The organism is Sphingomonas sp. dw_22 (assembly GCF_018449795.1).
Classification (GTDB): Bacteria; Pseudomonadota; Alphaproteobacteria; order Sphingomonadales; family Sphingomonadaceae; genus Sphingomonas.
Genome location: NZ_JAAVVE010000019.1, coordinates 34,726 through 59,875 on the forward strand (window position 1 = coordinate 34,726; position 25,150 = coordinate 59,875).

At 67.4% G+C, this 25,150-nt stretch carries 19 protein-coding genes and 1 tRNA gene; 10 read left to right on the forward strand and 10 right to left on the reverse strand.

Annotated features, from left to right (window positions below):
- Nucleotides 1-519: 519 nt before the first annotated feature.
- From HB724_RS10565 to HB724_RS10590, 6 genes are all read right to left on the reverse strand, one after another.
- Nucleotides 520-1,656: a cobalamin-independent methionine synthase II family protein gene (locus HB724_RS10565; protein WP_213980892.1), complete on the reverse strand. Its 1,137-nt coding sequence runs from the start codon at nucleotides 1,654-1,656 to the stop codon at nucleotides 520-522.
- A gap of 20 nt (nucleotides 1,657-1,676) precedes the next feature.
- Nucleotides 1,677-2,486, reverse strand: coding sequence for an alpha/beta hydrolase (locus tag HB724_RS10570; protein ID WP_213980893.1), 810 nt, complete (start codon nucleotides 2,484-2,486; stop codon nucleotides 1,677-1,679).
- A gap of 24 nt (nucleotides 2,487-2,510) precedes the next feature.
- Nucleotides 2,511-3,056: a VOC family protein gene (locus HB724_RS10575; RefSeq protein ID WP_213980894.1), complete on the reverse strand. Its 546-nt coding sequence runs from the start codon at nucleotides 3,054-3,056 to the stop codon at nucleotides 2,511-2,513.
- Nucleotides 3,057-3,234: 178 nt separating this feature from the next.
- Nucleotides 3,235-5,397 carry a TonB-dependent receptor gene (locus HB724_RS10580; RefSeq protein ID WP_213980895.1) on the reverse strand — a complete coding sequence of 721 codons (2,163 nt, stop codon included), beginning with the start codon at nucleotides 5,395-5,397 and terminating at the stop codon, nucleotides 3,235-3,237.
- A 225-nt stretch (nucleotides 5,398-5,622) separates the two neighbouring features.
- A complete protein-coding gene (locus tag HB724_RS10585) occupies nucleotides 5,623-6,429 on the reverse strand; it encodes an IclR family transcriptional regulator C-terminal domain-containing protein (RefSeq protein ID WP_213980896.1) in 807 nt (268 codons plus the stop codon).
- 41 nt (nucleotides 6,430-6,470) lie between these two features.
- Nucleotides 6,471-7,616 (reverse strand): CoA transferase, encoded by a 1,146-nt coding sequence (locus HB724_RS10590; protein ID WP_213980897.1) that lies wholly within the window; start codon nucleotides 7,614-7,616, stop codon nucleotides 6,471-6,473.
- A gap of 196 nt (nucleotides 7,617-7,812) precedes the next feature.
- Here HB724_RS10590 and HB724_RS10595 point away from each other — a divergent pair, with 196 nt between their 5' ends.
- From HB724_RS10595 to HB724_RS10615, 5 genes are all read left to right on the forward strand, one after another.
- A complete protein-coding gene (locus HB724_RS10595; protein ID WP_213980898.1) occupies nucleotides 7,813-8,604 on the forward strand; it encodes a citryl-CoA lyase in 792 nt (263 codons plus the stop codon).
- 171 nt (nucleotides 8,605-8,775) lie between these two features.
- On the forward strand, nucleotides 8,776-11,190 hold the full coding sequence (locus HB724_RS10600) for a TonB-dependent receptor (RefSeq protein ID WP_213980899.1): 2,415 nt from the start codon (nucleotides 8,776-8,778) through the stop codon (nucleotides 11,188-11,190).
- Between the two features lie 66 nt (nucleotides 11,191-11,256).
- Complete coding sequence (locus HB724_RS10605) at nucleotides 11,257-11,898, forward strand: peroxiredoxin (protein ID WP_213980900.1); 642 nt, start codon at nucleotides 11,257-11,259, stop codon at nucleotides 11,896-11,898.
- A 4-nt stretch (nucleotides 11,899-11,902) separates the two neighbouring features.
- On the forward strand, nucleotides 11,903-12,862 hold the full coding sequence (epsC, locus tag HB724_RS10610) for a serine O-acetyltransferase EpsC (protein ID WP_213980901.1): 960 nt from the start codon (nucleotides 11,903-11,905) through the stop codon (nucleotides 12,860-12,862).
- The gene (locus tag HB724_RS10615) at nucleotides 12,859-13,647 is read left to right on the forward strand and encodes a gamma-glutamyl-gamma-aminobutyrate hydrolase family protein (protein ID WP_346344714.1); all 789 of its coding nucleotides are present in this window, start codon (nucleotides 12,859-12,861) and stop codon (nucleotides 13,645-13,647) included. Before epsC ends, HB724_RS10615 begins: the two co-directional genes overlap by 4 nt.
- 70 nt (nucleotides 13,648-13,717) lie before the next feature.
- On the opposite strand, the gene HB724_RS10620 is transcribed toward HB724_RS10615, so the two are convergent.
- Both HB724_RS10620 and HB724_RS10625 read right to left on the reverse strand, forming a co-directional pair.
- On the reverse strand, nucleotides 13,718-14,902 hold the full coding sequence (locus tag HB724_RS10620; protein WP_213980902.1) for an MFS transporter: 1,185 nt from the start codon (nucleotides 14,900-14,902) through the stop codon (nucleotides 13,718-13,720).
- A 16-nt stretch (nucleotides 14,903-14,918) separates the two neighbouring features.
- Nucleotides 14,919-15,953 (reverse strand): aldo/keto reductase, encoded by a 1,035-nt coding sequence (locus tag HB724_RS10625; RefSeq protein WP_213980903.1) that lies wholly within the window; start codon nucleotides 15,951-15,953, stop codon nucleotides 14,919-14,921.
- Nucleotides 15,954-16,041: 88 nt separating this feature from the next.
- Between HB724_RS10625 and HB724_RS10630 the strand changes: the two genes are divergently transcribed.
- The 5 genes from HB724_RS10630 (at nucleotide 16,042) to HB724_RS10650 (ending at nucleotide 23,758) form a co-directional block, all read left to right on the forward strand.
- The gene (locus HB724_RS10630) at nucleotides 16,042-16,947 is read left to right on the forward strand and encodes a LysR substrate-binding domain-containing protein (RefSeq protein ID WP_213980904.1); all 906 of its coding nucleotides are present in this window, start codon (nucleotides 16,042-16,044) and stop codon (nucleotides 16,945-16,947) included.
- A gap of 156 nt (nucleotides 16,948-17,103) precedes the next feature.
- Entirely contained in the window at nucleotides 17,104-17,667 is a 564-nt protein-coding gene (locus HB724_RS10635) for an RNA polymerase sigma factor (RefSeq protein WP_213980905.1), read from the forward strand.
- A gap of 89 nt (nucleotides 17,668-17,756) precedes the next feature.
- Nucleotides 17,757-18,707, forward strand: coding sequence for a FecR domain-containing protein (locus tag HB724_RS10640; RefSeq protein WP_213980906.1), 951 nt, complete (start codon nucleotides 17,757-17,759; stop codon nucleotides 18,705-18,707).
- 156 nt (nucleotides 18,708-18,863) lie between these two features.
- Entirely contained in the window at nucleotides 18,864-22,157 is a 3,294-nt protein-coding gene (locus tag HB724_RS10645) for a TonB-dependent receptor (RefSeq protein WP_213980907.1), read from the forward strand.
- A 14-nt stretch (nucleotides 22,158-22,171) separates the two neighbouring features.
- Nucleotides 22,172-23,758 carry an alkaline phosphatase D family protein gene (locus tag HB724_RS10650; protein WP_213980908.1) on the forward strand — a complete coding sequence of 529 codons (1,587 nt, stop codon included), beginning with the start codon at nucleotides 22,172-22,174 and terminating at the stop codon, nucleotides 23,756-23,758.
- A 126-nt stretch (nucleotides 23,759-23,884) separates the two neighbouring features.
- Here HB724_RS10650 and HB724_RS10655 read toward each other — a convergent pair.
- Both HB724_RS10655 and HB724_RS10660 read right to left on the reverse strand, forming a co-directional pair.
- Nucleotides 23,885-23,959, reverse strand: a tRNA-Gln gene (locus HB724_RS10655).
- Between the two features lie 60 nt (nucleotides 23,960-24,019).
- Entirely contained in the window at nucleotides 24,020-25,117 is a 1,098-nt protein-coding gene (locus HB724_RS10660) for a branched-chain amino acid aminotransferase (RefSeq protein ID WP_213980909.1), read from the reverse strand.
- Nucleotides 25,118-25,150: the final 33 nt, after the last annotated feature.

Genomic DNA, 25,150 nt, shown 5'->3' on the forward strand with positions numbered 1-25,150 from the left:
CTGCATCCGGCAATCGGGCGCGTGCTTCAATAGGCATTTCGCCGGGAGACGGGCATTTGTCCCTCCGCGACAAAGTTTGCTGTCGCGGTGAGACAATTCGGCGGGTCTAGGTACCATGTCCTCCCTCTCCCCTTGAGGGGAGAGGGTTGCGCAGACTTAGGTCTTGCGCAGCAAGGCCTTAGTCGGAGCTGGGTGAGGGGTGAGCGGCTGCTTTAGCAGCCGCGCGGAGCTTCGCTCCGCTCTACCCCTCTCCAAGCTACGCTAGGCGCTAACGCGCCAAGCTTCGCTATCCTCTCCCCTATCAAGGGGAGAGGAAGTGAAAAGAGCCGCTCAAACCTGAGGGAGTTCGCTCACGGATAAGCAAACGATGGAAGTTCCAGCCTTGCAAAATAGGATTTCAACCCCGATCGAGGAACCAGCTCTTTCTCATCGTCGACACGCCGAACGGACGCGACAGCGCGCCCGCACGATACCCCTCATATAGAGTCAACTTGGTCAACCGGCAGCCCCGCCAGCCCGCTACCGCCAATACCGCCGCGTCGCGATCTCCGCGCCCTCGGCCAACGCCGCGAGCTTCGACCACACGACCTCCGGATCGAGCCCGCCCGAGCCGACATGGATGCTGAACCCGCAATCCACTCCGCCGATCACCCGCTCACGCCCCACCAGATCGGCATAGCGGCCGATGCGCTGCGCGATCAGCTCGGGATGCTCGATATAGGTCGATTGCGGCTCGATTAGCCCCGGGCACAGGATCTTGCCCTCGGGCACGCCGACTTCCTCGAACAGCGTGAATTCGTGCGCATGGCGCGGGTTCGCCGCCTCGAACAGGATCGTCGCCGGCTTGGCGGTCCAGACGAGATCGATGATGTCGGCCAGCGGCACGTCGCAGTGATGCGGCCCCGGATAATTGCCCCAGCACAGATGCATGCGAAGCTGCTCGGCCGGAATGTTCGACAGCGCGTGGTTCAGCGCGGCGATGTGCATCCCGATCCGCTTGCGGAACTCAGGCAGCTCCAGATCGGTATATTGGACATGCCGCCCCATCGCGAGGTCCGGGCAATCAACCTGCAGCGTGATCCCCGCCGCGGCGATCGTCTCATATTCGTGCCGCAGCCCCTCGGCGATCGCGAACAGATAGCTTTCGTGGTCGGGATAATGATCGTTGGGGAAGAACAAGGCCGTCACCCCCGGCGACGCCGCGCTCATGAAGGTCGCGCGGCCATCCGCCTTGGCGACCAGCCGCTCGGCGTCGATCCGCGGCGCGTCCATGTCCTTGACGCTGATCGGCCCGTTGCAGGCGAGCGCACGGCGGCGGGCGCGGCCGGTGTCGCCGAACACCTTCGCCTTGGTGCCGGGATAATCGTCCAGATCCTGAAAGGCATAGGACGCGCCCTCGCCGCCGAAGCCGGTCAGCCGGTCCTGGATATAGGTGGCATAGCTCGGCTTCGACATCTCGCCATCGCCGATCACGTCGATCCCCGCCGCCGCCTGGCGCGCGACCATCTCCGCCACCGCGGCATCGACCGCGCCGTCCAGCGCCTCGGCATCGACCGGCACGCCCTCGCCGCGCGCGAACATCATCCGGGTCAGCCCCTCGGGACGGGGCAGGCTCCCGGTATGGGTGGTCAGGAACTTGCCGGGGGAAATCGGCATCGGTGTCTTCTCCTTGGGAATCAGGCGGCGCACAGCGCGGTTTCGAGGAAGCCGACCAGCGCGGCATTATAGGCTTCGGCTTCGGACAGGTTGCAGAGATGGCTGCCCCCCGGAATATCGAGCCGCGCGCCGCCGGTCGCCTCGGCGAGGATATCGGCGGCGCGGCGGCGCGAGGCAGGCTCCTGCGCGCCGGTGATCGCCAGCACCGGCGCTCGGACATGGACGAGATCCTCGACCGTCACGGGAAGCGACCCGCCGGGCACAATCAGGTCGCGCGCCACATAGTCCGCCGCGATGGCGTCGAGCCGGGCATTCGCCTGCGCGCCCTCGACCCGCATCAGCGCATGGATGCGCCACAGCCGCCGCATCGCGTCGAGTTGTCCATCCGCCGCCAGCGCCGCCATGGCATCGAGCGGCAGCGCCTCCTCGGCATCGGGCAGGCCCGAAAGCGGCGCGCCTTGGAGCACCAGCGCGGAAACGCGCCCGGGATGCCGGATCGCGAACGCCAAAGCGATCCGCGCACCCTGCGACATGCCGATCAGCGCGAAGCGTTCGAGCCCCAGGAAATCGGTGATCGCGGCGATGTCGTCAGGCTCGCGTGCCAGGTCCGGCGGTGCCGAGGACTGGCCGAAACCGCGCCGATCGAACGCGATCACCCGGAAACGCCCGGCCAATGCCTCGGCCTGCGCTTCCCAGATGCGCCGATCGAGCGTCCAGCCATGGACGAGCAGCAGCGCCGGCCCCGATCCGAGCGTCTCCACCCGGATCGCGCCGCCCTCCACCGCGACGTCCGCGGTCGCGCCGCCCAGCCGGCTATGCTCGCTGCGCATCACCGGCCCGATCGGCAAGGGGGTTCAGGCGGCTTCCGCAGGGCGGAAATTGTTGTTGGGCGTGTGATCGCCCGCCAGCCAGCGCTTCAGCTCGCCATGGGCCTTGGCGCGGTTGGCTGCGTCCTGCTCCAGCGCCGCCGGCTCGTCGCAGGTGAACTCCAGGATCATCCCGTTGGGATCGACGACATAGACCGAACGGCAATAGCCATGCTCCAGCACATAGGTCGCGGGCGGCTCGATCCCCGCCCTGGCGATGCGCGCCTCCAGCTCGGCCTGGGTCTGCGGATCGACCTGCAGCGCGATGTGATGGAAGGGCGATGCCGGCATCTCCGGCCCGAACTCGGCCTGGTCTGCCGGATCGGCGAACTGGAAGAAGGCCAGCGCGCTCCCGTCGGCGAGGCCGAAGAAGACGTGCGCATAGGTGCGCTCCTTGCCGAACAGCACGTCCTGCTCGCACCAGGTCGCGAGCAGCGGCAGGCCGATCACGTCCTCGTAAAAGGCGCGGGTTTCCTCGAGATTCTTGGCGACATAGGCCGTGTGATGCAGCCGTCCCGGCAGTCTGGCAGTCATGCGATCCTGTCCTTTCCTCGGCGTGCCGCGGCGCTTCGCCGGCATGCCGTCCTTTTCCGTCCGAACATATCAAAGCGCCGCCCGCGGCACAATTCGTTCTTCGAAGCCATATTCGCTATTCGAACTTTCGCCTTTGCTCAGCGTGCCAGCCTCGCTGCGATCTGCGCGACAGGCCCGCTCAGAACTTATACCCCGCCTCAAGCCCGTAGATCCGCGGCCGCGCCTTGAACACGAAGCCGCCGGGCGAGAATTCGGCATTGTATTTCTTGTCGAACAAATTGTTTGCGAACGCTGTGATCGACCAGTGATCGGTGTTGAGCCCGGCACGGGCATCGACCAGCCCCACCGGATCGCGCACCGTCGAATTCTGGATGTCGAACCAGGTCTTGCCGGTCAGCCGGTAATCGATGCGCACCAAAGGCGAGATGCCGCTGTCGCCGATCTCCTTCTTGTACTGCGCGCCCAGGTTGAGCGTGTAGCGCGAGATCAGCGGCGCCTCGTTGCCGATGATCGTGGGATCGGGGAATTTCTTGATGTCGCTATAGGTGACGCCGAGCCCCGCATTCAGGTCCAGCCCCTCCACGGGGTGCGCGGTCGCCTCCAGCTCGAAGCCCTTCAACCGCACTTCGGGGACGTTGCCCAGATTCTGCGTCGAGTTGGCCGCCAGGAAGACGAAGAAATAGCTGTTCTGCGACTTGGTGGTGTAGGCGCTGGCGTTGAACGTCACATGGCGATCGAAGAGCTGCGCCTTCAGCCCCGCCTCGAACGTCTCCGCCGTCTCCGCCTCGAACGTATCGCCCACGCCGACGATGCCGTTGGCGGCCGCGATCGCGCCGACGCCGCTCTGGTTGAAGCCGCCCGAGCGGAAGCCCTTCGAATAGCCGCCATAAAGGGTCAGGTCGCGCGTCGGCTCCCAGGTGAGCGTCACCTTGGGCTGCCACTCCTTGTACGACTTGCGCCGCACGTCGCCGGTCGCGCCGGCCGAGAAGCCCGGCACCACCGGCAGGAAGGCGGTGGGCGTCAGCGTCGTGTTCTTGCGGCGGTCGTGATCGTAGCGCAGCGACGCATCGACGCGGACCTGGTCGGTGAACTTGTAGGTCGCGTTGGCGAAGCCCGCCCAGGCGAAATTGTCCTGATCGTCGGCAAGGAAGGTCGCCTGCGGATTGATCGGATTGGTGCTGGGATGGTGGAAGACCGGGAACACCCCCTGCCCGGTATCGACCATGTTGCCGGTCGAGATGAAGCGCTTGGTCCCGATCGCATAGGCGCCCACCATCCATTCGAACCGCCGCCCGGTCGGCGAGGCGAAGCGCAGTTCCTGGCTCCACGCCTTCACGTCGAGGAACTGGCTCTGGTTCATGTCGAAGCCAAGCAGGCCGTTGAAGAAGCTTTCGTCGATCGGCAGGAAGTCGAACGCGTCGCCGGTCAGCACCTCGGTCAGCGTGTCGTAGGAGGTGATCGACGTCAGCGTGCCCGCGCCGGTGTCGTAATCGACCTTCATCGACAGGTTATACATGTCGCGGTCGTTCTGCCCGGCATTGTTCACCCGCACCGGCAGATGCGTGTCGTTCACATCGGTGACGATGTTGAAATAGAGCGCCTGGGTGCGCAGCCACGCGCCCGACGCGCGCAGGTCGATCGTCAGGCCCGGCGCCGGATCGATCAGCAAATTCCCGCGCACCGCATAGTCGCGATAGGGATCCGCATCCTCCTTGAGGTACGGATTGTAGATATAGCCGTTGGTATCGACCAGCGAGCCGCCCAGGCGGAACTTGATCCCCTCGGCCAGCGGCCCGCTGATCCCGCCGCGCACCGAATAGCCGAAGCCGTTGTCGATGCCGACCTTCACCCGGCCTTCCAGCGTGTCGGTCGGCTGCTTGGTAGTGATGATGATCGCGCCGCCGATCGCGTTGCGCCCGTAAAGGCCGCCCTGCGGGCCCTTCAGCACCTCGATCTGGTCGATGTCGAACAGTTCCTGGTTGAACTGCGCCGGGTTCACCTGCTGCACGCCATCCACCACCACCGCGACCGAAGGCTCGGAATTGCGCGCCTGGGTGATGCCGCGGATGATGACGAAGGCGTTGCCGGCGTTCTGCGTCTCGACCAGGTTCACGTTCGAGGTGAGCGCCATGAAGTCGGCCGGCTTCTCGATGCCCGCGCTCTCGATCGCTTCGCTGGTGAAGGCGGTGATCGCCGCCGGCGTGTCCTGCAGCGTTTCCTCGCGGCGCAGGCCCCGGACGATGATGTCGCCGGCCTGCGGCTCCGCCTCCTGCGGCGCGGCCTGGGGTTCGGCGGGAACATTGTCCTGCGCCCAGGCGGGGGCCGCCAGGGCGCTCGCCATTGCAGTTGCCCCAAGCAAAACGGCGAAACGACGCGAACGCGCTGCAGATATCATGACCATCCCCTCCCGAATCTGGTCTGTCCGCGAGTGGCTGCTGTTCCTTCCGAGCGCAGCCTTTCCCGCGTTAGCCGGACTATAAACTTCGTTTATCGAAGTCAAGTTCGATATTCGGAGAAATGCACGAACGCCGCCTGCGCGTGGCGACGCCCGGCAATGGGATGAAATTCAGGTGCGTCTGAGCGAGTGGGCGAGCACCGGCCAGCGCCGCAGCGCCGCCTCGATCTCGCGCGCGGCATCGCGGAGCAGCGGCAGCCGGGTGCGGACCAGTTCGTCCTGCGAAATGCGCGTCGTCGAGGTCGAGCAGTTGATCGCGGCGATCGCGGTGCGGTCCTGGTCGAACAACGGCACGGCGATCGAGACGATGCCGTAATCAAGCTCGTCCAGCGCCGAATCATAGCCACGCTCGCGGATCGCTGCCAGCCGCTCGCGCATCGCCTCGGCCGACGTCACGGTCCGTTCGGTGAAGCGATCGAACGGCGCCTGCGCCAGCGTCGCCTCGATCTCCGCCTCGCTCTCGAACGCCAGCATCACCTTGCCGAGCGAGGTCGCGTGCAGCGGGAAGCGCGTGCCGACATTGGCGCCCAGCCGGATATGCCGGTTGGTCGAGACGTGCGCGACATAGAGGATATGCCGATCCGATCGCACCGCCAGCGACGAGCTGTCGCCGGTCTGGTCGCGCAATATCTGGAGCTGCGGCAGCGCCACCTGCTCGATGTTCATCGACGAGAGATAGGCCGATCCGAACACCAGCACCTCGGGCCGCAGCAGGAAGCGCCGGCCATGCTGCGCAACATAGCCGAGCTTCACCAGCGTATTGAGGCAGCGCCGCGCGACCGCGGGGCTCAGCCCCGTCGCCACCGCGACTTCGCTGAGCGGCATCTCGGGATGATCGTGGTCGAACGCGCGCAGCACCGAAAGGCCGCGTTCCAGCGTCGACAGATATTCGGGATCCTTGGGTTCCTTGGCGGCCATCGGCGATGGGCTATCGCGAGCCGGGGCGCCGCGCAACCAAGCTATTCGGCCGCGTCGAGCGCCTGGGGCCGCCCCAGTATCTCTTCATTGTGCTGGCCGAGCGTCGGCGGGGCAGTCACGCGCTCGTCATGCACCCCGTCATAGCTGACCGGCGAGCGGATCGTGCGGAAGCGGCCGTGCGGCCCCTCCGCCTCCACCATCAGCCCCAGATGCCTGGCCTGGGCGGTGTCGAGCACCTCCTGCGAATCGAGCACCGGCGAATGCGGCACCTCCAGCGACGCGAGCCGCGCCGCCCAATGATCGCGCGGCTGGGTGCGGAAGATCGGTGCCAGGAAGCCGACGACATTCTCGTAATTGCCGATCCGCGATTCCCGGCTGGCGAATTCGGGCCGGTCGAGCATGTCCGGCTGCCCCATCGCTTCGGCGAGGTTCTCCCAGAACTTCGGCGGCGAGGACATGTGCAGCGCGATCCAGCGATCGTCGGCACACTGGAAGACATAGGATTGCGAGACGTGCGGCCGGCTGTACGGCCCCATCACCTCGCCCGCCGAGAGCAGGTGGGTGAAGTCGTCCAGGTTGAAATGCGCCATCGATTCGAACATCGACGTCTCGACCAGCCGCCCCTGCCCCGTACGCTCGCGTTCGTAGAGCGCCCCCAGCACGCCGTATGCGGCATAGAAGCCGGTCAGCGAGTCGGCGATCGCCGGCCCCACCACGCGCGGATGCACCGGGTTCACCAGCAGCCGCAGGAAGCCGCTCGCCGCCTGTGCCACCGTATCGAACGCCGGCCGGTCGCGCTCGGGGCCGTCGGCGCCGAAGCCCGAGATCGAGCAATAGATCAGCCGCGGGTTCAGCGCACGCAGCCGCTCCGCATCGACGCCCAGCCGCTTGGCGACGCCGGGCCGGAAATTCTGGATGAAGACGTCGGCGGTCTCGATCAGCGCATCGAGCGCGGCGAGATCGGCCGGCTGCTTGGGATCGAGCGTGATGCTGCGCTTGTTGCGGTTATAGGTCTGGAAGTGCGGGCTGTAGAGCCCGCCCTTGAACGCGCGGAACGGATCGCCGGTGCCCGGCTGCTCGATCTTGATGACGTTCGCGCCAAGGTCGGCGAGCAGCATGCCCGCGGCCGGCCCCGTGATGAAGGTTCCCATTTCCAGGACCGTGACGTCCTTCAGCGGATTGGGCATTTCGTCTCCCCGGCCGGACCGGCCCGTAGCTTTCCGATGCCCCCGGTCGGGGCCATGATGGCGTTCGGCGCGGCCCCGAAGTCCGGTGCGCGTCTTGACAGTCCCATATTGTTTTCGAATAACGAAGGCAACTTCGAAATGCGAATTATTGGTCCCGGCATGCCTTCCGCCGGCTGCACCGCTGGAGAGACACAAAATGCGTATCGGCAAACAGGATGCTCCGTTCACTGCGATCTGCACCTCGGACGCGGAGAGCATCACCGTGCGCGGCCATGATCTGTGCCGCGATCTGATCGGGAAGGTCGACTTCACCAGCTATTTCTGGCTGCTCGTCACCGGCACGATGCCCAGCGAGACCCAGCGCTTCATGGCCGATGCCGTGCTGGCGGCGATCGCCGAGCACGGCCTGGTGCCGAGCGTGATCGCCGCGCGCATGACCTATGCCGCGGGACCGGAGGCGTTCCAGGGCGCGGTGGCGGCCGGGCTGCTCGGCTGCGGCAGCGTCGTGCTCGGAAGCGCGGAGGTGTGCGGGCGCTTCCTCGCCCAATGCATCGCCGACGAAGAGGCCAGTTCCCCCACCGATGCGGCGCTGCGCGGCGTGCGGGCGCTGCGTGCCGAGCGCAAGGCGATCCCGGGCCTCGGCCATCCCCAGCATTCCGGAGGCGATCCCCGCGCACTGCTGCTGCTCGATCTCGCCCGCGAGAAGGGCGTGGCGGGCAGGCATGTCGAGATGCTCTACGCGATCCGCGACGTGCTTCCCGAGGCGATCGGCCGCCCGCTCCCGATCAACGTCAACGGCGCCATTCCCGCGGTGATGCTCGACGCCGGCTTCCCGCTCGCGGCGCTCAAGGGCATCTCGCTGCTCGCGCGCACCGCCGGGCTGATCGGCCATTTGCAGGAGGAATCGGAGCGCCCGATCGGCTTCATCCTCTCGGGCGAGGCAGCCAAGGCGATCTCCTATGACGGGGCGGTCGCGGGCGAGGGCTGATCCATTTGGAATTGGGGGACGAGGGCGGAATATCGGCGCTCTCCGCCCTGAATATCTGCCCGTCCCACCCCTATCGGCACATGCGCTTGGCCGCCGCGTAATTTTTCTTCTCCCAAACTCCCATCGAATGAGAGGATGTTGGACCCCGCGACACAGTAAAGGGGTTCAGTCATGCGTTATCGCCCAGTTTCCTTGTTCTCGGCCGCCAGCCTCGCGATCGTCCTCGCCGCGCCGGCCTGGGCGCAGGAGACGCCCGCCGCCGATGCCGCGGCCTCCGCGCAGAGCGACGAGCCCCCCGCCGGCGAGGAGATAGTCGTCACCGGCACGCGCGCGCAGGGCCGCTCGCGACTCGATACCGCCTCGCCGGTCGATGTGCTGAGCGGCAACGCGCTGCGCCAGCAGGGCACGACCGAGCTCGGCTCGGCGCTCGCCTCGATCGCGCCTTCCATCGATTTCCCGCGCCCCTCCGCCGTGGACGGCACCGACGCGATCCGCCCCGCGACGCTGCGCGGCCTCTCGCCCGACCAGACCCTGGTCCTCATCAACGGCGTCCGCGCCAACAGCTCGGCGCTGCTCAACATCAACGGCTCGGTCGGCCGCGGCTCGGCGGCGGTCGATCTCAACACCATCCCCACCGTCGCGCTCGACCGGATCGAGGTGCTGCGCGACGGCGCATCGGCGCAATACGGATCGGATGCGATCGCCGGCGTCATCAACGTCCGCCTGCGCGAGGCTCGCTCAGGCGGCGGCGCCAGCGTGACCTATGGCCTCTACAACACCGACATCGACACCGCGCGCGGCGATCGCAGCACCACTGGCGAGCATGCCGTCACGGCATCGGCCTGGCAGGGCATCGGCTTCGGCCAGGACGGCTATGTCACCCTCTCGGGCGAATATCTGAAGCGCGAGCCGACCAACCGCGCCGATTATGATCCGCGCGTCACGCCCAACGCCGTCACCGGCCGCTTCGGCGATCCCGAGGTCGAGCAATATACCGGCTATATCAACGCCGGCACCGGCATCGGCGACAATTGGAAGCTCTATGGCTGGGCGGGCTATCAGGACCGCGACAGCCGCAGCGCCGCCTTCCCCCGCCTGGCGAGCGCCGCAACGGCGGTGTCGGGCATCTATCCCAACGGCTTCCTGCCGATCATCAACACCAAGTCGACCAATGTGAACGCTGCGCTGGGCCTGAAGGGCGATCTGGCCGGCTGGTCGGTCGATCTCAATATCGCCTATGGCCGCAACAAGATCGAGTATCGCACGCTCAATTCGGCCAATTATGCCTATGGCAACGCCTCGCCGACCGATTTCTACGACGGCGCGCTGATCTACGACCAATGGGTCGCCGGGCTCGACGTGACGCGGAGCTTCGACGTGTTCCAGTCGCTGAACGTCGCGTTCGGCGTCGAGGGGCGCCGCGAGGGCTTCAAGATCACCCCGGGCGAGCGCGCCTCCTATGATTATCCGGAGACGGGCGCGATCGCGGGCCAGGCGCCGGGCGTGCAGGGCTTTGGCGGCTTCTCGCCGCTCAACGCAATCGAGCGCGGCCGCAAGAACGTCTCGGGCTATGTCGATCTCGAAGCGCAGGTGACCGACAAGCTGCTGGTCGGCCTCGCCGGGCGCGGCGAGCATTACACCGATTTCGGCGACACCGGCACCGGCAAGGTCTCGCTGCGCTATGACTTCGCGCCGTGGTTCGCGCTGCGCGGCACGGCCTCGACCGGCTTCCGCGCGCCGAGCCTCCAGCAGCAATATTTCACGTCGATCGCCTCGGTGATCCAGAATGGCGAGCCGATCCTTACCGGCACCTTCCCCTCCACCCATCCGGTGGGGGCGGCGCTGGGCGGCCGGCCGCTCGAGCCCGAGAAATCGACCAACTTCTCGGTCGGCACGGTGATCCGCGCGGGCGGGTTCGACCTAACGGTGGATGCATACCAGATCCGCCTGCGCGACCAGCTCGCGCTGTCCGAGAACATCCAGTCCTCGTTCAGCCCCGAGGTCGCGGCGATCCTGGCGCAGTTCAACGTGCCTTCGGCGCGCTTCTTCATCAACGGCCTGCGCTCGCGGGTGCGCGGCATCGACGCGGTCGCGCATTACCGGCTCGACGCCGCCGATGCGGGCAAGTTCGACTTCACGGTGGCGGGCAACGTCAACCAGTCGGTCGTGACCGGCGTGCCCACCTCCACCGCCACGGTGAACCCGGCACCGGTGCTGTTCGCGCGCAGCCGCATCCTGACGATCGAGCAAGGCACCCCGGGCGAGAAGGTGACCGGCACGATCGACTGGTCGCTCGACAAGATCGCCGTCACCGCGCGCGTCAGCTATTATGGTGACGTCAACCAGCCGGGCACCACGCCCGCGGCCGACATCCACACCGGCAAGCATGCCATCACCGATCTCGAGCTGCGCTACGATCCGGTGAAGGGCGGCCAGTTCGCGCTCGGCGTCAACAACCTGTTCGACGTCTATCCCGACGCTACGATCGCCGCGAACAACACGACCGGCGTGGTCGGCTTCCCCTATTACTCGCCCTTCGGGTTCGGCGGCCGCTATCTCTACGTCCGCGCCGGGCTGAGCTGGTAAAGCCATGACCGAGAGCATTTTCCGCCACGTTCCCGAACCGGCCTGAACCCAACGGAGGCAATCGCCATGTCCCTCAACCTGTTCGACACCATCCCCGACTTCACCCAGGAATCGACCGAAGGTCCGCTCAATTTCTACGATTGGGCGCGCGGCGACTGGGTGCTGCTCTTCTCGCATCCCAAGGACTTCACGCCGGTCTGCACCACCGAGCTCGGCGCGGTCGCCAAGCTCAAGCCCGAGTTCGACAGGCGCGGGGTCAAGATCATCGGCCTGTCGGTCGATCCCGTCGATCGCCACCTGCAATGGGCCGGCGACATCGAGCGGACCCAGGGCGCCGCGCTCAACTTCCCGCTGATCGCCGATGTCGACCGCCGCGTTGCCGGGCTGCTCGGCCTGATCCATCCCAACGCCTCGGATACCGCCACGGTGCGCAGCGTCTTCGTGATCGATCCCGCCAAGCGCGTGCGGCTGACGCTCACCTATCCCGCCTCCACCGGCCGCAATTTCGAGGAAATCCTGCGCACGATCGACAGCCTCCAGCTCACCGACAAGCACAAGGTGGCGACGCCGGCCGACTGGAAGCAGGGCGAGGACGTCATCATCCTGCCCTCGGTGGGCGAGGAGGAAGCGCGCGCGCTGTTCCCCCAGGGCTGGACCGAGCACACCCCCTATCTGCGCACCGTCGCCCAGCCGGAAACCGCAGACTGAGCGGATGACGGCCACGCTTCCCGTCTCGCCCTTCGCGGCGGAGATCGCCCAGGCGGTTTCCGAACTGAACGCGGCGCGCTCGACCTGGCGGCGGCGCCAGGCCGGGCGCCACGCCGTCGCGCATTTTCCCTCCCCGTCCGAGCTGGCGCGAGCGATCGAGCATCTCTCCGCCGCGCTGTTCCCGGTCCGGCTAGGCGAATTTCGCGGCGGGGCGGCGCGCGAGGACGATTTCGTGGCGGAGCGGCTCGGCCAGGCGCTCGCGCTGCTGCGCGAGCAGATCGCCCGCGAGCTCGATTATTGGGAGGCCGAATCCAGCGAGACATTCGACGCGGACCATCCCGACACGATCGTCCGCCTCTTTGCCGCGACGCTGCCCGAAGTCCGCACGCTGGTCGACAGCGACGTCGAGGCTGCGTTCATCGGCGATCCCGCGGCCCGCAGCGCTGACGAGATCCTGATAAGCTATCCCGGCGCGCTGGCGATCCTGCACCATCGCATCGCCCATGAATTGCACAAGCTGGGCGCGGCGATCGTGGCGCGGATCATCTCCGAGCTCGCCAATGCCCGCACCGGCATCGACATCCATCCCGGCGCGACGATCGGCCCCAGCTTCTTCATCGATCACGGCACCGGCGTCGTGATCGGCGAAACCGCGATCATCGGCGCGAACGTCCGCCTCTACCAGCATGTAACGCTCGGCGCGCGCACCCCGCTCGGCCTCGCCCGGGTCGGCCCGCGCGACCGCTTCGCCCGGCATCCGATCGTCGAGGACGATGTGATCGTCTATGCCGGCGCGACGATCCTGGGCCGGGTGACGATCGGCCGGGGCAGCACGATCGGCGGCAATGTCTGGCTGCTGCGCGACGTGCCCGCCGGCAGCGTCGTCCTCCAGCCCGAGGCCCGGCGGCTGGACCAGGCGGGCGCCCGCGAGATCGCAGCCGAGTTGCGCGGCGGCGCGGCGTGAACGTGCCCTTCTTCCACCATCGCCCCGTTCCGGAGACGCGCGCCAGGCCGGTCATCGGCGTCCTGTGCTGCAACGAGTTCTCCGAGCGCCCGATCCAGGCGGTCGCCAGCCGGTTCATCGAGCCGCTGCGGCGCATCTCCGGCGCCACCGTGCTGCTGGTGCCCGCGCTTTCGGACGCGCTCGACGCCCGCGCGCTGGGCGACCGGCTCGACGGGCTGCTGCTCACCGGCTCGCGCTCCAATGTCGCAGCCTCCCGCTATGGCGGGCAATCAGCGGACGACGACCGGCTCGATACCCAGCGCGACGCGGTGGCGCTCGCGCTCGGCGCGCACATGATCGAGCGCGGCCGGCCGGTGTTCGGCATCTGCCGCGGCTTGCAGGAACTGAACGTGCTGTTCGGCGGCACGCTGACGCGCGACCTGCCCGATCATCAGCGCCGCGAGCCCGATCTCGCCTTCGACGATCTGTTCGAGCACGCCCATGAAGTGACGTTGGTCGAGGACGGCATCCTTGCGACGTCGATCGGCAAGACCCGCGTGGTCGTCAATTCCGTCCATGAGCAGGGAATCGATCGCCTGGGCTCCGGCCTCGCGATCGAGGCGATAGCCAGCGACGACGGGCTGGTCGAGGCCTTTTCCGCCACTCCCTGCGGCGCCCCGGTGGTCGCGGTGCAATGGCATCCCGAATGGAAGGTCGATGCCTCCGCCGAAGGCCATGCTTTCTTCCGGCTGATCGGCGACGCGCTCCGTGCCGATTGCGATGTAGGATTTCGCCTGCCAGGCTGAGCAGGCGCGCACGCGAGACCTGCGACTTTTGTGATTTTAGGGTATCCGGATACCGCTCCGCCCGACGGCTCTACGCCGCATCCGCCAGCAGCGCCCCTTCGCCGGCAGTCCCACCCGAACGGCGCGCCAGCAGAAGCACCACTACCAGCCCCAGCGCCGAAGTCACGGCGCCCGCCAGCGCGACCGCGGGATATCCCAGCCGCGCCGCGATCACCGCGCCGCCCAGCGCGGCGCCCAGCGCATTGCCCAGGTTGAAGGCACCGATGTTGACCGACGATGCCAGGTTCGGCGCGTCGGCGGCGGCGGCCATCACCCGCACCTGGAGCGGCGGCACCAGCGCGAAGCTCGCCACGCCCCACAGGAAGACCAGGATCGCGGTCGGCACGGCATGGTGCATCAGCACGGCCAGCGCGACCAGCAGCGCCGAAAGCGAACCCAGCGTGACGATCAGCGTGCGATCGACCGAGCGGTCGGCGAACTTCCCGCCCAGCCAGTTGCCCACGGTAAGGCCCACCCCATAGGTCACCAGCATCGTCGTGACGAAGCCGAGCGAGGCATGGGTCTCCTCGTGCAGGATCGGCACGACATAGGTGAAGACGGTGAACATCGCGCTCGATCCGATCACGGTCAGCGCCAGTGCGGACAGCACCGGCCCGCGCGCCAGCACGCGCAGCTCGGAGCGCATGTCGCCGCCCGCCGGCGCGGGCATCGCCGGCAGCGTCAGGCGCAGCGCGACCATCGTGACGACACCCAGCCCGGCGATGCCCCAGAAGGCGGCGCGCCAGCCGAGCTGGTCGCCCGCCCAGGTCGCCAGCGGCACGCCGACGACATTGGCGATCGTCAGCCCCATGAACATCGCCGCGACCGCGCCCGCCCGCCGCTCGGGCGGCACCAGCGATGCGGCGACGATCGATCCGATGCCGAAAAACGCGCCGTGGTTCAGCGAGGTGATGACGCGCGCCACCAGCAGCATGCCATAGCTGCCCGACACCACCGACAGCAGATTGCCCAGCGTGAAGATCGCGGCGAGCGCGATCAGCAGCGTCCGGCGCGGCACCCGGCCGGTGGTGAGCGTCATCAGCGGCGCGCCGAGCATGACGCCCAGCGCATAGGCGCTGATGAGCAGCCCGGCCGCCGGGATGGAGGCGTGCAGATCCTGCGCGATTACCGGCAACAGGCCCATCGGCGCGAACTCGGTCACGCCGATGCCGAACGCGCCCGTCGCGAGCGCGAGGAGGGGAGGATTGAGCTTCATGGGAGGATCCTCGGGATCAGACCAGCGGCGGGTTCAGGCGGGCAAAGCCCTCCTGCTGCCGATAGGGCGTATGGGGATAGGGCGGCAGGACGGCGCTGGCCGCATCCAGCGTCGCGACCTGCGCCGACGTGAGCGACCAGCCCACCGCGCCGAGATTGTCGCGGAGCTGGGCCTCGTTGCGGGCACCGATGATGACCGAGGAAATGGTCGGCCGCTGCAGCAGCCAGTTGATCGCGACCTGCGGCACCGTCCTGCCGGTCTCCGCGGCGACCGCGTCCAGCGCATCGACGACGCGGTACAGATGCCCATCCTCCACCGGCGGAGCGAAGGCGACGGTCTCGTGCAGGCGGCTGCCCTCGGGAATCGGCGCGTCGCGGCGGATGCGGCCGGTCAGCCGGCCCCAGCCGAGCGGGCTCCACACCAGCGCGCCCACGCCCTGATCGGCGCCGAGCGGCATCAGATCGTCCTCATAGGCGCGGCCGATCAGCGAGTAATAGACCTGATGCGCGACGAAGCGCGGCCAGCCATGGCGATCGGCGACGGCGAGCGCCTTCATGAGCTGCCAGCCCGGATAGTTGGAGACGCCGGCATAGCGGACCTTGCCCGCCGCCACGAGCGCGTCGAGGGTCGCGAGCAGTTCCTCCACCGGCGTCGAGGCGTCGAAGGCATGGAGCTGCAACAGGTCGATGTGATCGGTGCCCAGCCGCTTCAGGGAGGCGTCGACCGATCGGATCAGCCGGGCGCGCGAGACGCCCCAGTCCTGCGGCCCGTCGCCACCCGGCAGGCCGGTCTTGGCCGAGATCAGCACGGCGTCGCGCCGGCCCCGGATCGCCTCGCCCAGCACCCGCTCGGAGGCGCCGTCCGAATAGATGTCGGCCGTGTCGAACAGGGTGACGCCGGCCTCCAGGCAGATATCGACCAGCCGACGCGCCTCCTCGGCGTCGCTGCGGCCCCAAGCGCTGAACAGCGGCCCGGTGCCGCCGAACGTGCCCGTGCCGAAGCTGAGGACGGGAACCCGCAGGCCCGACGATCCCAATTGCCGATATTCCATCACAATCCCTTCCGATCGATATTCGGACGCACAGATGGACGGCATCGCCGCACTGCGGTAGGGGGCTGCAAAGCCAAGGATCTGTGCCATGGACGCAAAAATGCTGGCGGGAGCCGATCGCGCGCGGGCGCTGGAGGTGTTCGCGGCGGTGGCCGCGGCGGGCAGCTTCTCGGCGGCGGGCCGGAGCCTGGACCTGACTCCCTCCGCGGTCAGCCGCACGATCGACCGGATCGAGGCGCGGCTGGGCGTGCGGCTGTTGCTGCGGACGACGCGGACTCTGACGCTCACCGCCGAAGGCCAGTCCTATCTGGGCGCGGCGCGGCGCATCCTGGCGGACCTCGACGATGCCGAGCAGGCGATCTCGGACCAGGGCGCGCCGCGGGGGCGCCTGAGGGTCAGCGCGTCGCTGTCGCACGGCCGGCTGTGCGTCGTGCCGCTGTTGGGCGAATTCGTGCGGTGCCATCCGCACATCCTGGTCGACATCAACCTGACCGATGCCGTGGTGGACATCGCCGCCGGCCAGGCGGATGTGGGGGTGCGCTTCGGGCCGCTGGTCGACAGTCCGCTCACCGCACGCAAGATCGGCGTGACGCGGCGCGTGATCGTCGCCGCGCCCGAATATCTGGCGCGGCACGGCACGCCCCAGGTGCCCGAAGACCTGCACGAGCATAATTGCCTGAACTTCAACTTCCGCCGCGCCGAGCCGATCTGGCCGTTCCGCACGGACGGGCGCGACTATGCGCTGAGCGTGAAGGGCAGCATCGAGGCGAACAACGGCGAGACGCTGGGCCAGCTGGCCGAGGCCGGCGTGGGCGTGACGCGAGTCGGGGCGTTCAGCGTCGTCGATGCGATCGCGCAGGGACGGCTGGTCCCGCTGCTCGAAGCGTTCAATCCCGGCGATGTCGAGACGATCCACGCCGTGTTCGTCGGCGGCGCCAACACCCCGGCCCGGGTCCGCGCCTTCGTCGATTTCCTGGCCGAGCGGCTGGCCTGATCCCACCCGCCGCGACCTCGACCGGAATCGTTCCCGGCCTGTCACAATATCGTATCATACCTTCCCTAGGCACCGGGGCCTGCACTCACAGGGGTCGGGCTCGGACAAGCGGCATTCGCGAACGGGCAATCCCGCCGTGGCGAATTGCGATCGAGAATGAACGGGGCACATCAGGGCGAAAGCGTGCTTGCGGCCGCACATGCCGACAGATCCGCAGCCCTTGACGGCCTCTATCGCACCCATTGGCGCGATCTCACACGCTATATCGCGAAGCGTTTCGGTTCCGGATCGCCCGAGCCGGAGGAAGTGGCGCAGGCAGCGTTCGCGAAGCTCGCCGCCGTCGGCGACGTGAACCTGCTCAACGATCCCAGGGGCTATCTCTACACCATCGCCTGCAACCTCGCGATCGACCACCAGCGCCGCGCGGGCCATCGCGATGCGGTGCACCGCGACATGTCGCAGATCGATACCCCTCCCCTGTCAGAATCCTCGCCCGAACGCGTCCTATTGGCGAAAGAGCGATTTGCACTATTCGAGGAGGCGCTTCGGGCGATGCCGAAGATGCGGCGGCGCATATTCCTGCTGGTGCGCGCGGAAGGAAATTCGCCCAGGGACGTTGCCCATCGTTTCGGCCTGACCGAGGCGGCGGTCTATAAACATGTGCAGCGCGCCCTCCAGGATTGCGCGGCTGCGTTCGCAAGGGCGGAATCGCAGGGGTGACCGGCAAGGACCAGGATCGAGGGAAGTCCGGAGATGCTGCCCGCCATGCGGAGGTTGCGGCGCGCCCGACATATGTCCAGAACGGCAAGGTGAGCAGCGAAAAGGATCCGGCAGGCGAAAGCGGTGCGCAGACCATGCCCTCCCGGCATGCCTTCCTGGCGTGGCAGGAGGCGGCGCATCTGAAGGAGCATCCGGCCTATGCCGAGCTGCTCGGCACGCCCACCGTTCGCGAGCGCTTCTTCGCCTTCTGGCATCGCCTGGGCGAGACGCGCCCGGGCATCGCCGCGCCATCGCCGCGCTGGGCGCTGGCCGCGCTGGCCGCGGTCGTGCTGCTATCCGGAGCCTGGTTCCTGCGCCCGCACGGCCCGGATTATGCCACCCGGGTCGCCGAGATACGCGACGTCCGGCTGAACGACGGCAGCGTCGTCACGTTGGGCGCGCGCTCCGCGCTCGACGTCGATTTCACCCCCGGCGAGCGGACGGTGCGGCTCACCAGCGGCGAGGCGTTCTTCTCCATCTCGCATGACGCCAGCCGTCCGTTCGTCGTGCTGGCCGGGGACAAGCGCATCCGCGTCGTCGGCACGAAGTTCAATGTGAACTATGACGGCAGGCACATCCGCGTTTCCGTGCAGCAGGGTATCGTGGACGTGATGCGCGGCACGGCGCCGCACGATGCCGGGAGAGCGCCGCCCGCGGACTCGGTCAGGCTGGTCGCCGGCCAGCAGATCGCCGCGGCCGAGGCCGGCCCGCTGGAAGCGCCGGAGCCCCTGCGCGGCGCGGAACCCGGCGCGTGGCGCTCGGGCCGCCTCAACTATCAGGACGCCTCGCTCGCCGAAATCGTCTCGGACGCCAACCGCTACCGCGCGCAGGCAATCCGGATCGCATCGCCCTCGCTGGCGAACGAACGCCTCACGACATCGTTCAGCATCTCCCAGATCGACCAGATGCTGGAGACGCTTCCCAATACCCTGCCGGTCGTCGTGAAGCGCGACGCGGACGGCAGCATCGCGTTGCAGCGCAGCGTCCAGCCCGGCCGCTAGGCGCGATCCCGCACTTTTTCGCACCTGCGAAATTTTCACTGTCCAATTCCCGATTCCCGCGCGTCCGTGACGCGGGTGTGCATCCGGAGAGGCGCGACGTTCGCGTCCCGACGATCGGTGCCCCCGACTGGCCAATGACGATTTGGGGGAATTTTCGTGAAGAAGAGTATCGGGCTCGCATGGATCGGCATGGTTTCGGCAGGGGCACTGATGGCGGGCAGCGCACCGGCCTATGCACAGCAGGCGGAAGCAAAGCGCGACTTCGACATCCGCGCGCAGTCGCTCGCCTCGGCGCTGGTGGAATTCTCGCGTCAGGGCGACGTGGTGGTGACGGCGCAGGCGCATCTGACGCGCGGCCGCTCGGCGCGGGCGGTGCGCGGCAGCTACACGCCGGGCGAGGTGCTGCGGATGCTGCTGGCCGGCACCGGCCTGCGCTATCAGGTGAGCCCGGGCGGCGCCTATGTCATCGTGCAGGTCACCGGAGCCGAGGAGCGCGCCGGCAAGGGCAGCATCGCCGGCCAGGTGATCGATCCCGCGACTGGCGAATATAAGCGCGACGCGATCATCCGCGTCGTCACCGCCGATGGCGAGCGGCGCACCGTCACCTCCGAGGAGAGCGGCGAATATCGCATCGCCGACGTTCCCGCCGGCCCGGCCGAGATCTCCATCCGCTTCACCGGCTATGACGAGCAGACCGACACCGTCGAGGTCGTCGCCGACCAGACGGTGCAGCACGACTTCTCCCTGCTCGCCCCCGGCGAGCGCCCGAAGAGCGCCGAGATCGTGGTGACGGGCGTGCGCGAGGGCGATGCCCGCGCGATCATGAGCCAGCGCCGCTCGATGGACATCACCAACAACCTGTCGTCCGAATCCTTCGGCGAAGTCTCCGAAGGCAATATCGGCGAGTTCCTCAAGTTCATGCCGGGCATCACTACCCAGGGCCAGGCCGACGACACGGTGCGCTTCGTCAGCCTGCGCGGCCTGCCGCCCTCCTATACCTCGGTGACGATCAACGGCGTCAGCGTCGCCGGCGCCGACGCGACCGACGGATCGACCGATTCCCGCTCGTTCAGCTTCGAGCAGGCCTCGCTCAGCAGCATCGATTCGATCGAGATCTCCAAGACGATCAGCGCCGATGTCGACGCCAACGCGCCGGCCGGCACCATCAATTTGCGCACCAAGCGCGCCTTCGACCGCAAGGGCCGCCGGATCGTCGCCTCGCTGATCGCGACCACCCAGTCCGACCTGTGGGACAATAACCGCTCGGGCCCGACCGAGCTGAGCGGCAACAACCGCTTCCGCCCCAGCGGCTCGATCGAATATTCGGACATCTTCTTCCACGGCCGGCTGGGCGTGGTGGCGAGCGTGAGCCAGTCGAACACGCACACCGAGATGGAGACGATCCAGAACGGGTGGAACTATGCCCCCACTGCCGCCTCACCCGATCCGCTCGCCACCGCGACGCTGCTCGCGCGCGTCACCAGCCAGGAGGTGTCGCGATTTTCCACCAACGTCACCGTGGATTTCAAGGCGACGGACCGCCTGACGCTTTCGATGATGGGCATCTACAACAAGTCCTACAATCTGTCCGACCAGCGCTCCTTCACCTTCACCAGCGGCGCGCGCGCCCGCGGCGTGGTGGGCGATCCGGCATTCGACTTCACCACCCAGCAGCTCGCCACCACCAACACGCTGAGCTCGGCGGCGAACACCATCGCCAAGTCGGGCAAGGGCCTGACGCTCGTTCCCAGCTTTGAATACAAGGGCAGCCGAGTCGCGCTGGACGGCAACCTCTCCTATTCCAAGTCGGACAGCAGCTATGATCCGCTGGGCAAGGAGAATGCGATCTTCGGCCTGGTCAATTCCCCGGCCGCGCGCGGCAATTTCTCGGCCCAGCGCAGCGACGACTATCTCGCGGCCGACTGGAGCATCAAGCAGACCAGCGGCGCCGACTGGAGCAATCCGGCCAGCTACAACGTCTCCTCGATCCTGCTCAACACCGAGGACGGCCGCTCGGCGAGCGTCGAGCGCAAGGGTGCGGCGCTGAACTTCACCTATGACGCGCCCTTCGCCTTCGCGCCGGTGCAGTTCAAGACGGGCGTGAAGGCCCAGCGCAGCGTCTATGAATATGAGAACCAGCGCGAAGCCTATCGCTACCAATATACCGGCCCGCTGAGCACGACCGACTTCCTCACCCAATATGGCAGCTTCACCCCGCTGACCTTCAACGATTCGGGCTTCAACTACAGCTCGATCTCGGGCTCCTCGAACCTCTACATGCCGAGCAATTATTCGATCGGCCAGCTCTTCGCGCTCCACCCGGAGCAGTTCACCAAGAGCATGACGGCGACCAACTATTACAACGCCTTCATCGCCAACAGCCGCCATTATGAGGAGGATTCCAACGCCGCCTATGTGATGGCGACCTCCAAGCCCGCCGAATGGCTGACGGTGCGCGCCGGCCTGCGCTGGGAGGAGACCAAGACCCGCTCGATGGAGACCGATCCGCTCTCGGCCGCGGAAATGAAGGCCGCCGGCTATGCCGTCTCGGCGACCACCGGCATGGCGACGACGGTCGACGGCATCAAATACCAGTATGAATCGCGGCCCCGGATCGGACGCGACGGGCGCTACGACTATTTCTTCCCCAGCGCCTCGGCCAAATTCTCGATCTTCCGCAACACCGACCTGCAGTTCGGCTACAGCCGCACGATCCGCCGGCCGGACGTGAGCGTGCTGGCCGGCGTCTGGACGGTCAACGAGACCACCCAGACCGTCACCGCCCCCAATCCCGGCCTGACACCCGAAATGTCCAACAATATCTCGGTCCGGCTGGCGCAATATTTCGAGCCGGTGGGCCTGGTCGCCATCAACTTCTTCCAGAACAAGCTCAAGGGCGCCTTCCAGACCCAGGAAATGACCGCGGCCGAGTTCGGCTATACCGGCACCGAATATGCCGATTACCTGTTCCGCACGACCACCACGGTGGGCGACGGCACGATCGACATCCACGGCGTCGAGGTGGAGTTCAACTATTCGCTCGACCGGCTGCTGCCCAAGCCCTTCAAGGGCCTGACGCTGCGCGGCTCCTATACCTATACCAAGCCCAACGAGCCGATCGCGCTGACCCCGGAGAACACGGTGACGGCGGCCCTGGCCTACAAGACCGGGCCGCTGCGGCTGTACCTCAACAGCGTCTGGACCGACGACCGGCCCGGCACCATCTCCAGCGGCACCTATGACCGCGCCCGCCTGGATATGAACCTGTCGGGCAGCTACGCGATCCAGCGCGGCTGGCAGGCGTTCTTCGCGGTGCGCAACCTGCTCAACAAGCCGCTCTACCGCATGGCGCCGGGCCGCGATAATTCGGGCGGCACCATCCCCGACCATGACGCCAACTACAACCATGCCGGCGTCAGCGGCACGCTGGGCGTGCGCGCCACCTTCTGAGCGGGAGAAAGCCGATGCAGCATCCTGAATTCGACCGGCGGAAATTCCTCGCCTCGGCGGGCGGGCTCGCCCTGTTCGCCGGGCTGGACCCGGTGGGACGCGCCTGGGCCGCGCCCAAATTCTACGACTATCCCTTCGCGCTGGGGGTCGCCTCGGGCGATCCCTGGCCGGACGGCTTCGTGATCTGGACGCGCCTCGCGCCCCAGCCGCTGGAGCCGCATGGCGGCATGCCGGCGCTGGGCGTGCCGGTCCGCTGGGAAGTGGCCGAGGACGAACGCTTCGCCCGCATCCTCCGCTCGGGCGAGGCGATCGCCCGGCCCGAGCTGGCGCACAGCGTCCATGTCGAGGTGGAGGGGCTGCTGCCCGCCCGGCCCTATTGGTATCGCTTCCTCGTCGAAGGCGGGCTGGCGAGCCCGGTCGGGCAGGTCCGCACCGCCCCCGCGATCGGCGCGCTGCCCGATCGGGTGCGGCTCGGGCTGGCCGGCTGCCAGGCCTATCCGCAGGGCTGGTACGAAGCCTATCGGCACCTTTCGCAGGAGCCGGACCTCGACGCCGTGTTCCACTATGGCGACTATATCTACGAATATGGCCAGCGCAGCTCGATCGTCATCACCGATGCGGCGGGCAAGGTGGTCGAGCGCGCCCATTCCAGCGACGAAGTCTACAGCCTGGACGATTATCGGGGCCGCTACGCCCAGTACAAGACCGATCCCCATCTCCAGGCGGCCCATCAGGCCGCGGCCTTCATCACCTCGTTCGACGATCACGAGGTGGACAACAACTGGGTCTCGGCCTTCGATCAGGATGGCACCCCGCCCGAAGCCTTCCTGCTGCGCCGCTATGCCGCGATGCAGGCCTGGTATGAGAACACGCCGGTGCGAAAGGCGCAGTTCCCGCGCCCGGACGGGCTGACCATGTATCGCCGGCTCGATTATGGCAGCCTGTTCCGCATGCATGTGCTCGACACGCGCAGCTATCGCAGCGACCAGCTTTGCGAGAAGCCGGGCGAGCGCGCCTGCCGGACGGAGGACGGGCCGGAATCGACCGTGATGGGCGCCGCGCAGGAGGCATGGCTCGCCAAGGGGCTGGAGAACGACGCCCGCTGGAACCTGATCGCCCAGCAGGTGCGGGTGATGCCGCTCAACCGGCGCGCGAAGGACGGCGGCCCCGCTCCCGCCGCCACCGACACCTGGAGCGGCTATCCGGCGGCGCGGGCGCGGCTGGTGCGGACGATCACCGAGCGCAAGCTGACCAACGTCGTCATCGCCACCGGCGATTCGCACATCCACAATGTCGGCGTGCTGCCGATGCGCGACGACGAGCTGGACGGGCCGGCGGCGGCGACCGAGTTCCTCGGCACGTCGATCAGCTCGGGCGGCGACGGCGTGGCGGAAAGCGCGACCAGCCGGGCCTATATGCGCGACAATCCCCATTTCGCGCTGGTCAACCAGCAGCGCGGCTACCAGATTTTCGACATCACCCCGCGCGAATGGCGTACCGACGTCAAGGTGATGGACCGGGTCCAGTCGCCAGGCGGCAAGCTGAGCACGCTGGCGCGCTTCACCGTGACGCCCGACAAGCCGAAGCTCCATCGGAGCTAGGACGGATCGGGATCCTGCACTCCTCTCCCTGCGGCATGCGGCGGATATTGGTGATGCCCATGCCCACAGATGTAAGGATTCTTGCGACTCGGCGCTTGGTGCCGTTACGCCATAATACCGGGATGCTGGCTGGGGCGGCAGGATTCGAACCTGCGAATGGCGGCACCAAAAGCCGCTGCCTTACCACTTGGCGACGCCCCAACACGGAATCCCGGTGCGGGAAGTGGGGGCTTATAGTGTCCCCCGCCCGCGATGGAAGCCTTAGAAAAGCCGCTTGAGCCAGCCATGCGGGTCCGGCGCCTGGCCGCGCTGGATCGAGACGAGCTGGGTGCGCAGCTTCTCCGTCAGCAGGCCCTGGCCGCCATTGCCGATCTGGAACTCGAAGCCGTTGCCGCGCACCGCGCCGATCGGCGTCACCACCGCCGCCGTGCCACAGGCGAACGCCTCGCGCAGCTTGCCGCTCTCGGCATCCGCCCTCCACTGGTCGATCGTGTAGCGCTCCTCGCGCACCGCGATCCCGGCGTCGCGCGCCAGCGTCAGCAGCGAATCGCGGGTGATGCCGGGCAGGATCGTACCGCCCAGCGGCGGAGTCGCGATCGATCCGTCGTCGAACACGAAGAATATGTTCATGCCGCCCAGCTCCTCGACATAGCGGTTCTCGACCGCATCGAGGAACACCACCTGGTCGCAGCCCTGCCGGGTCGCCTCGGCCTGGGCGATCAGGCTGGAGGCATAGTTGCCGCCGCACTTGGCAGCCCCTGTGCCGCCTGGCGCCGCGCGGGTGTAATGGTCGGACACCCACAGGGTCACCGAAGGCGCGCCGCCCTTGAAATAGGCGCCGGCAGGCGATGCGATCACCATGTAGAGATATTCGGAGGCCGGCTTCACGCCCAGGAACGTCTCGCTGGCGAACATGAAGGGCCGCAGATAGAGCGACGCACCTTCGCCTTCGGGAATCCAGTCGCGATCGACGCTGACCAGCTCGCGGATCGAGGACAGGAACAGTTCCTCCGGCAACGGCGCCATCGCCATGCGCTCGGCCGATTCGCGGAAGCGCGCGGCGTTCGCCTCGGGGCGGAACAGCGCCGCGCCACCATCGGGCAGGCGATAGGCCTTGAGCCCCTCGAAGATCTCCTGGGCGTAATGGAGCACGGCGCAGGCGGGATCGATCGAGATCGGCCCGCGCGGCTGCACCCGCGCATCGTGCCAGCCGCGATCGGCGGAATAGCGGATCACCACCATGTGATCGGTGAAGATCTTGCCGAAGCCCGGATTGGCGAGAAGCGCCGCACGATCGGCTTCGCCGACCGGATTGGTGTGCGCCTCGAATTCGAAATCCAGGATCGTCGCGTCTTCCATCACAGCTTCCATGACTGGGGGGGCCTTCGGGTT